Annotated in this window: 9 protein-coding genes and 1 pseudogene; 8 read left to right on the forward strand and 2 right to left on the reverse strand. The window is 70.7% G+C overall.

The annotated features are described in order from the left end of the window. The 8 genes and pseudogenes from HV824_RS33395 to HV824_RS37795 form a co-directional block, all read left to right on the forward strand. Positions 1–609, forward strand: a 609-nt coding sequence (locus tag HV824_RS33395) for a BON domain-containing protein (protein ID WP_176425078.1), incomplete at its 5' end; no start/stop codon positions are given. A gap of 98 nt (positions 610–707) precedes the next feature. Then, positions 708–2,363 (forward strand): urocanate hydratase, encoded by a 1,656-nt coding sequence (hutU, locus tag HV824_RS33400; protein WP_176425079.1) that lies wholly within the window; start codon positions 708–710, stop codon positions 2,361–2,363. 20 nt (positions 2,364–2,383) lie between these two features. Continuing rightward, the gene (locus HV824_RS33405) at positions 2,384–3,121 is read left to right on the forward strand and encodes a hypothetical protein (RefSeq protein WP_368670810.1); all 738 of its coding nucleotides are present in this window, start codon (positions 2,384–2,386) and stop codon (positions 3,119–3,121) included. A 3-nt stretch (positions 3,122–3,124) separates the two neighbouring features. Next, the gene (gene hutI / locus HV824_RS33410; RefSeq protein WP_176415133.1) at positions 3,125–4,390 is read left to right on the forward strand and encodes an imidazolonepropionase; all 1,266 of its coding nucleotides are present in this window, start codon (positions 3,125–3,127) and stop codon (positions 4,388–4,390) included. A 90-nt stretch (positions 4,391–4,480) separates the two neighbouring features. Further along, entirely contained in the window at positions 4,481–5,344 is an 864-nt protein-coding gene (locus HV824_RS33415) for a class II glutamine amidotransferase (protein WP_176415134.1), read from the forward strand. A 107-nt stretch (positions 5,345–5,451) separates the two neighbouring features. After that, a pseudogene (locus tag HV824_RS37785) lies at positions 5,452–5,571 on the forward strand (pentapeptide repeat-containing protein); the annotation flags it as partial. A 60-nt stretch (positions 5,572–5,631) separates the two neighbouring features. Next, positions 5,632–6,045: a pentapeptide repeat-containing protein gene (locus HV824_RS37790; protein ID WP_255208540.1), complete on the forward strand. Its 414-nt coding sequence runs from the start codon at positions 5,632–5,634 to the stop codon at positions 6,043–6,045. Continuing rightward, a complete protein-coding gene (locus HV824_RS37795; protein WP_255208539.1) occupies positions 6,039–6,308 on the forward strand; it encodes a hypothetical protein in 270 nt (89 codons plus the stop codon). Before HV824_RS37790 ends, HV824_RS37795 begins: the two co-directional genes overlap by 7 nt. A 328-nt stretch (positions 6,309–6,636) precedes the next feature. Here the strand turns inward: HV824_RS37795 and tsaE are convergent, their stop codons facing one another. Beyond that, positions 6,637–7,122 carry a tRNA (adenosine(37)-N6)-threonylcarbamoyltransferase complex ATPase subunit type 1 TsaE gene (gene tsaE / locus HV824_RS33425; protein ID WP_176415135.1) on the reverse strand — a complete coding sequence of 162 codons (486 nt, stop codon included), beginning with the start codon at positions 7,120–7,122 and terminating at the stop codon, positions 6,637–6,639. After that, a partial coding sequence (locus HV824_RS33430) for an NAD(P)H-hydrate dehydratase (protein WP_176425080.1) occupies positions 7,119–8,498 on the reverse strand: 1,380 nt, incomplete at its 5' end. The genes HV824_RS33430 and tsaE, both read right to left, overlap by 4 nt.

Consider the following 8,498-nt stretch of genomic DNA (forward strand, 5'->3'; position numbering starts at 1 on the left):
GGGCACGGCGGGCGCCACCAGGGCCACCGGGGCGCCGACGAGCGCCGACGGGAGGCGGGCGGCATGGACCGGGGCCGGCCCTGGCGCGCCGCCGGACGCATGGCCGAAACGGATGTCCGCTACGGAGGCACACAGCCCGCGGGCCACGGCCCCGGTGTGGAGAACATGGCGCCACCGTGGGAGGGCTACGGCACCAGTCCGTCACGGCCGGATGACCACGACCTGGGGCAAGGTGGCTTCTCGGGTGGGCGCTACCGGCCCGAGGGCCCCGTGAGGGCGCCGCCGCGGGGACGCGCGCCACGAGGCTACCGGCGCTCCAGCGAGCGAATCCTGTCGGACCTCTGCGACGGGCTGATGCGGAGCTGGGTGGACGCCGAGGACGTGGACATCCGCGTGCGGGACGGCGTGGTGCTGCTGGCCGGCGTGGTGCGCAGCCAGGACGAGCGGCACGCGACGGAGGCGCTCGCCCGGGACGTGCTGGGGGTGAAGGAGGTCATCAACGACATTCACATCGACCGCGAGGACGGCGTCGTGAACCGGCCCGCGTCACGGAGGCCCGTCCAGTTCCCGGGCATGGACGCCTCCGACGACGACACGCTGCATTCGTGAGGCGGCGGACGCGCCGCGGACATCGTGGTGGCCCGGAAGCACGCGGGTTCGGGTAGTGTGCCGGGCCTTTCCGTCCGCCACACCCTAGGAGTCCGTTCATGTCCCGCGTCATCCGCGCCCCCCATGGCTCCACCCTGTCCTGCAAGGGCTGGGTCCAGGAGGCCGCGCTCCGGATGTTGATGAACAACCTCGACCCGGACGTCGCCGAGCGCCCCGAGGACCTCGTCGTCTACGGCGGCACCGGCAAGGCCGCTCGCGACTGGCCCTCCTTCGACCGCATCGTGTCGAGCCTCCAGAACCTGGGCGACGACGAGACGCTGCTCGTCCAGTCCGGCAAGCCCGTGGGCATCTTCCGCACGCACCCGGACGCGCCGCGCGTGCTCATCGCCAACTCCAACCTCGTGGGCCGCTGGGCCAACTGGGAGCACTTCCACGAGCTGGAGAAGAAGGGCCTGATGATGTACGGCCAGATGACCGCGGGCTCGTGGATCTACATCGGCACGCAGGGCATCCTCCAGGGCACCTACGAGACGTTCGCCGCCGCCGGCCGCTTCCACTACGGCACCGACGACCTGGCGGGCCGCCTCATCCTCTCCGGCGGTCTGGGCGGCATGGGGGGCGCGCAGCCGCTGGCCGCCACCATGAACAACGCCGTGTTCCTCGGCGTGGAGATAGACCCCACCCGCGCCCGGCGCCGGGTGGAGACGCGCTACCTGGACGTCGTCGCCAAGGACCTGGACGACGCGCTGGCGCTGGTGAAGGAAGCCCAGGAGAAGCGCGTGGGCCGCTCCATCGCCGTCATCGGCAACGCGGCGTCGGTGTTCCGCGAGCTGTACCGCCGCGGCATCAAGCCGGACCTCGTCACGGACCAGACGAGCGCCCATGACCCGCTCAACGGCTACATCCCCACGGACCTGTCGCTGGAGGCCGCCGCCGAGCTGCGCCAGCGCGACCCGGAGACGTACGTCCGCCGCGCGCGCGAGTCGATGATGCTGCACGTGCAGGCGATGAACGACTTCCAGAAGGCCGGCAGCCACGTCTTCGACTACGGCAACAACCTGCGCGGCCAGGCGGAGCTGGGCGGCATGGAGAACGCCTTCGAGTTCCCCGGCTTCGTCCCCGCCTACATCCGTCCCCTCTTCTGCGAGGGCATGGGGCCCTTCCGCTGGGTGGCGCTCTCCGGCGACCCGGAGGACATCCGCGTCACCGACCGCGTGGTGCGCGAGCTGTTCCCGCAGAAGGCGTCGCTCCAGCGCTGGCTGACCATGGCGGAGGAGCGCGTGGCGTTCCAGGGCCTGCCCTCGCGCATCTGCTGGCTGGGGTATGGCGAGCGCGCCAAGGCGGGCCTCGCCTTCAACGAGCTGGTGCGCAAGGGCGAGGTGAAGGCGCCCATCGTCATCGGCAGGGATCACCTGGACTGCGGCTCGGTGGCGTCGCCCAACCGGGAGACGGAGGCGATGAAGGACGGCACGGACGCGGTCGCGGACTGGCCCATCCTCAACGCGCTGGTGAACGCGGTGAACGGCGCCTCGTGGGTGTCCTTCCACCACGGCGGCGGCGTGGGCATGGGCTACTCGCTGCACGCGGGTCAGGTCATCGTCGCGGACGGGACGCCGGAGGCCGCGCGCCGCATCGAGCGCGTGCTCACCAGCGACCCCGGCATGGGCGTGCTGCGCCACGCGGACGCGGGCTACCCGGAGGCCATCGACGTGGCGAAAGAGCGCGGCGTGAAGATTCCCGGCATCACCACCTGAAGCTGAAGCAGGAGGCCGCAGTGAGGCGCTTGTGCGCGGCAGTGGTCGGACTGGGGGGCGCCGTCGTCGTGGGACTGACGGGGTGCGCCCCCACTGCGATGGGCCCCATGGTGATGCGGATGGGGCCCGGTGCGCCCGACCGCAACATCATGCAGTTGGGGATGCGCTCCGGCCCCCGGCTGAGCGCGCCCATCGCGGGCACGCAGCCCGGCGTCGGGACCGGAGACACGTTCCGAGGGAATGAGTCGAGCTTCTCCACGCAGCAGTGGGGCGTGGCGTTCGACGCGGCCCTGACGATGCCGCTGTCCGAACGGCTGCACCTGCACACGGGCCTGCAGGGCGAGATGTTCCTGCCGGTGCCGCTGCCGGGGTACGGCGTGTATGCCGGGGCCTCGTACTACGTGGGCTCGGAGCGGCTGGGTCTGGCCCCGGCGCTGTCGCTGCGAGGGGCCACGGACTTCGGCCTGCTCACGTCGCGCGGCGGGCCGGGCAGCATCTTCGGCGCGGAGGTGTCGTGCGCGCTCACGGTGCAGCCGGAGAAGAGCGTGTCCATTGGCCTGGTGCCCTTCGCGTCGTGGCACACGGTGGCCTCGCATGGGCGCAACGAGCAGGCGCTGTATTACGGCGGCGTGGTGGCGGCGCGCGTCACCTGGGGCGCGCTGAATGATTTCGAGCTGTCGGGCGGATTTGGCCGCGCGAAGGTCGGCAAGGGTGTGAGCTGGAACGTGCCCATCATGGGCGCACGCGGAGGACGTTGAGCCATGGACGTGCTGGACCTGCTGGTGCGAAACACCTCCGAAGTGCTGACGGTGGAAGGCTCGCACCGCGAGCGCGCGGAGGACGCCCTCACCCCGCGCCCGGGCGCCGTGGTGGGGGTGCGCGGAGGCCGCATCGCCTACGTGGGCCCCGAGGCGGCGCTCCCCTCGGGCGCGGTGGGCCCTGGCACCGAGGTGGTGGACGCCCAGGGGGGCTTCGTGGGCCCCGGCTTCGTGGACCCGCACACGCACCTCGTCTTCGCCGGTGAGCGCTCGGCGGAGTTCGACCTGCGCAACCAGGGCGCCACCTACCTGGAGCTTGCCAAGGCGGGCGGTGGCATCGCTGGCACGGTGCGAGCCACGCGGGCCGCGAGCGAGGACGAATTGGTGCGGCTCGCCCTGCCCCGCACGAAGCGCCTGTTGGAGCAGGGCGTGACGACGGCGGAGGTGAAGAGCGGCTATGGGCTCAACCTGGAGACGGAGCTGAAGATGCTGCGCGCGGTGCGGCGGCTCGGCGCGCTGACGCCGCTGGAGCTGGTGCCCACGCTGCTGTGCGCGCACGCCTTGCCGGAGGAATACCGCGGCAAGCGCGAGGACTACGTGCGGCTGTGCATCGACGAGATTCTCCCCGCCGTCGCGAAGGAGGGGCTGGCGCGCTTCTGTGACGTCTTCGTGGAAGACAGCGCCTTCACCGTGGACGAGGCGCGCCGCATCTTGAGCGCCGGGCGGGCACTGGGAATGGTTCCGCGGCTGCATGCGGACCAGCTCACCGCGTGTGGCGCCTCCGAGCTCGCCGCGGAGCTGGGGGCCGCCACGGCGGACCACCTGGAGCAGGTGACGGACGCGGGACTCAAGGCGCTGGCGGACGCCAACGTCACGGCGGTGCTCGTGCCTACCTCCACGCTCTTTCTGCGCATGCGGCCCTACGCGCCCGGACGCCGCATCCGTGATGCGGGGCTCAACGTCGCGTTGGGTACCAATGTGAACCCGGGTTCCGCCATGAGTGAAAACACGGCACTGGCCCTGGGACTTGCGTGTCTGGAAAACGGGCTTACTGCGGCAGAGGCGTATTGGGGAGCCACCCGCGGCGCGGCGGTGTCCTTGGGACTGCAACAGCACGGCAGGCTGGCCGTGGGTGACCCGGGCGACCTGGTGGTCTTCAGCTGTGCTTCGTACCGCCATCTGCCCTACCATCTGGGGGTAGCGCACGCGCGAGTGGTGGTGAAGGCCGGACGCATCGCTGTCCGGCAGCCAATGGATGGCTGCGCGTGAACCGGCGTCGCGGAGACACGGCGGCGCCAACTGGGTAAAGACGAGACGACATCCGACAGGGCCGGACGTTAAGGGTATTCGCTGCTAGCCATGTGCCGACTATTTGGATTCCGTTCAGCGATTCCCGCCGCCGTCCACCCTTCGTTGGTGACGGAGAAGAACTCGCTCCTCATCCAGTCGCGCGAACACAAGGACGGATGGGGAATCGCGGCGTACGGCGCCGAGCTTGCGCCCGTGGTGGCGCACGGTGTGGGGCCCGCGCACTGCGACCCGGACTTCGAGCGGGTGAGCAGCCGGGTGTCTTCCCACACGGTGGTGGCGCACGTCCGCCTGGCCTCGGTGGGGGCGGTGGAGCTGCGCAACGCGCACCCCTTCCTGCATGGCCGCTGGGCGTTCGTGCACAACGGGACGGTGAAGGAGTTCGCGCAGCACCGGGCTGCCGTGGAAGCGCTCATCTGCCCGAGCCTTCGGACGAACATCAAGGGCACCACGGACAGCGAGCGGTGCTTCTACCTGTTCCTCACCCGCCTGGCGGCCCGGCATCCGCTTGACGGGAAGGTCCCCGTGGAGGCCGTGGCGCGCGCGCTGGCGGAGACGATGTCGTTGGTGGCCGCCATCACGGATGCGGTAGGTCAGGAGGGTCGCTCGGCGATGAACTTCCTCGTGTCCGACGGCGAGCTGATGGTCGCGTCCCGGCGCAACCGGACGCTGTTCGTGTCCACGGGTCCGGCGCGCGACGACGTGTCGACGCTGCCGGCGCCGGGGACGAAGCTGGAACAGCTCGTCGTGGCCAGTGAGTCCCTGTGCGGCGGGCCGTACTGGGCGCCGGTGGCCGAAGAGGACGTCATCGGCGTGGACGCGAACCTCGTGTTCCACCACTGGCGCGTGCCGGAGCTCGCGGGCTCGGACCTCGGCCCCGCCGTGAAGCCGGACACGTCGCGCAGCGTGGCCTGAGGCCCGGTTGCGCGCCGAGCTCTTCGAACGGTGGCAGACGGCCGACGGTCAGCGGCGACGCGCGGAGCTCACGAGACCTCCGAGGCATCGACCTGTCAGGGCAAGACCTGGCATCCGCCGACCTGGTGCGCGCGCGACTGGACGGGGCGAGGCTCGATGGCTGCGGGCTGGAGTACGCACAGCTCGACCTGGCAACCCTCACGGGCGCTTCGCTCCGGCGAGCGCGACTGAACCACGCGAGCCTCCATGCGTGTGTCGCGAGAGGTACCCAATGGGATGACGCACAGTTGGAAGGCACCCGGCTCACGGCATCCAACTTGACGGGGAGCTCCTTCCGCCGAGCGCGGCTTCGAGGCGCGCAGCTTGAACAGACCACCCTGCTGAACGCGGACCTCCGCAACGCGGACCTGCGTGACGCCAGGTTGATCCTCTGCGACCTGGAAGGTGCACTCCTCACGTGCGCCCAATGGAATCCGCCACGAACGTATCCCGTCACGAGCCAACCCCTGGCCGAGATGGCTCGTCGTGGCGGCTTCCCCTCATTCATCGAGCCGTTCCTGATGCCCTCCGGCTACATGGGCCTTCTCCACATATCGAACAGGCAGGTCCTGCTCCATGTGGAGGCCGCGATAGAGGCCAGCACGGACGTCCAGTCCGAGCTGCGCGCGCTTCTGCACGAGAAGAACTGGCCATCGTGCTGATGGCGGCTGCTGGCACCGTGCTAGCGGGAGCCGACGAAGCCACGTTGGCGGCGCTCTGGGCGCGGCTCGATGGATGGAGCTGGGTCCACCCTCAGCTCATGGTGGCCGCGGTGCTCCGCGATCCATCCTGCGATGACCGGGTGCGCGAGCGCCTCAAGCATCATGAGTTGCCGCGACGGGACAACATCCGCGAGAGCCTGGAGTGGGCGGCGACCGGCCGGCGACCGGCCGCCCCCCACCTGCCAGGCTCATCGCTGGCTTAGAAAACTGCAAGCCTTCGCCTCCACGGAGGTCCAGGAGCAATGGTTACGCAGAGGCAGCTCCAACGTGTGAACAGGACGCGCGGACGACGGGGTCCCAACCGAGGTTGCTCGGCTCGCTGTTCGGAAATGTCGGGGGTTTTGACGCCACAAAAGTCCCGACATTTCCGAACAGCGAGCCACCGGGCTGGCGCCCGACCCACGAGGAATGAACCGCGGTAACCTGCGCGTAGCGTAGGCTCAGAGGTCGGCGCGTCACTGGTGCTGGGTGCTTCCCAAACGCCCCGGGAGGCGTGGCCAGGCAGGTGGCAGGCCGCCCCACTCCTTCGAGTCAGCCCATCCACGCGTCGAGCAAGGCCACCGGCCGTGCGCCAAACGCCTCCGCCGTCAACTCCCGTGCCTCGCCGCCCGCGTGCTTCAGCGTGACGCGCAGATAGTCGCGGGGCGCGGCCTGCGGAATCTTGTCCAGCCACTCCACCAGCATCGCGCTCTCGGTGCTTTCCAGGTCCAGGAAGCCCGTGGCGTACAGGTCGTCGTAGTCCGTCAGCCGGTACAGGTCCGCGTGGTACAGCGGGATGCGGCCCGAATACGGGTACACAATCGCGAACGTGGGGCTCGCCACCTCGGAGCGCGGCACGTTCGCCCCGTCCGCCACCCCGCGCACCAGGTGCGTCTTTCCCGCGCCCAGGTCGCCAATCAGCCCCACGAAGTCACCGGGCTGCAGCAACTCGCCCAGCCGGACGCCCAGCCGGTGCGTCTCCTCGGGAGACTCCAGCCGTACCGTCCGCACACGCGCCGCCAACGCTTCCGCGCTCATCGTTCCCACCGTAGCCATACCTCGCACAGCCCCTGCTCCACGATGTCCCCCGCCACCAGCCCCAGCTGCCCGCGCTTCGCCGCCGCCAGGTCTCCCGCGAGCCCGTGCGCGTACACCGCCGTCCAGAGGGCCGCCGGCAACGGGAGCGACTGAGCCAGGAACGCGCCACAAATCCCCGACAGCACGTCCCCTGAGCCGCCCGTCGCCATGCCCGGGTTGCCCGTGGTGTTGAGATACACGCGTCCATCCGCGTCACTCGTCAGCGTCCGGTCGCCCTTCAGCACGAGCGTCACCTTGAGTCCCACGGAGAACCGCCGCGCTACGTCCAGCCGGTGCGCCTGCACCTCCTTCGTGGACTTGCCCGTCAGCCGGGCCATCTCTCCCGGGTGCGGCGTCATCACCACCGGCGCCTTCGCTCGGCGAAGCACCGACAAATCAGAGGCCACCGCGTTGAGCGCGTCCGCGTCCAGCACCGCGGGCACCTCCACGCGCGACAGCAGCTCGCCAATCAGCGCGCCCGTCTCCGGGCCCCGCGGAATCCCCGGCCCGATGACGAGCGCATCCTTGCCCTCCGCCGCCGCCACCAGCGCGTCCAAGTCTCCCAGGCCCAGCGGCCCGGAAGCCTCCAGGGGGATGCCCATGATTTCGGCCGAGTGCGCCTGGATGGTGTCCAGCGCGTCCGCCCGCGCGGCCACGGTGACGAGCCCCGCGCCCGAGCGCAGCGCCGCCTTCGCCACCAGCGCCGCGGCGCCCGTCTTCCCCCGGCTGCCCGCCACCACCAGGACGTGCCCGAAGGTCCCCTTGTGGGAGTCCGCCTTGCGCGCCGGCAACGTGCGCCGCGCGTCCGCCTCCTCCACCACGAAGAGCTCGGGACCGGAGACCTCCTTCGAGGACTCGCCGCCCATGCCGATGTCCACCCGGTGCACGCGGCCACACAGCGAGGCCCCCGGCTCCAGCACCTGCCCCGGCTTGAGGAAGCCAAAGGCCACGGTGGCATCCGCCTCCACACACGGCGAGAAGGACTCCCCCGAGTCACTCTGGAGCCCGGACGGCACATCCGCCGCCACCACCTTGGCCCCCGCGGCCCGCCAGCCGTGAATCGCCGCCACGGCGTCCGCGAAGGCCCCCGCGGGCGCACGGCTCAAGCCCGTGCCGAAGAGCGCGTCCACCACCACGTCACCCCGCCCCGGCACCTGCACGCTCTCCAGGGTGCGCGGCGTCACGCCGAAGCCCTTCAGCGCCTCCAGGTTCCGGCGCGACTCCGGCGTCAGCTTCGCGGCGTCACCCACCCTCACCACCGAAACGCAGGCGCCGCCCTCCCGGAGGAAGCGCGCGGCCACCAGCCCATCCCCGCCATTGTTGCCCGGCCCGCACAC

The organism is Myxococcus sp. AM009, from assembly GCF_013372605.1.
Classification (GTDB): domain Bacteria; phylum Myxococcota; class Myxococcia; order Myxococcales; family Myxococcaceae; genus Myxococcus; species Myxococcus vastator.

Bases quoted from the DNA above. Each gene is read 5' to 3' on its own strand.
- tsaE (WP_176415135.1), bottom strand. From the start codon at position 7,122: ATGAGCGCGGAAGCGTTGGCGGCGCGTGTGCGGACGGTACGGCTGGAG.
- HV824_RS33415 (WP_176415134.1), top strand. From the start codon at position 4,481: ATGTGCCGACTATTTGGATTCCGTTCAGCGATTCCCGCCGCCGTCCAC.
- hutU (WP_176425079.1), top strand. From the start codon at position 708: ATGTCCCGCGTCATCCGCGCCCCCCATGGCTCCACCCTGTCCTGCAAG.
- hutI (WP_176415133.1), top strand. From the start codon at position 3,125: ATGGACGTGCTGGACCTGCTGGTGCGAAACACCTCCGAAGTGCTGACG.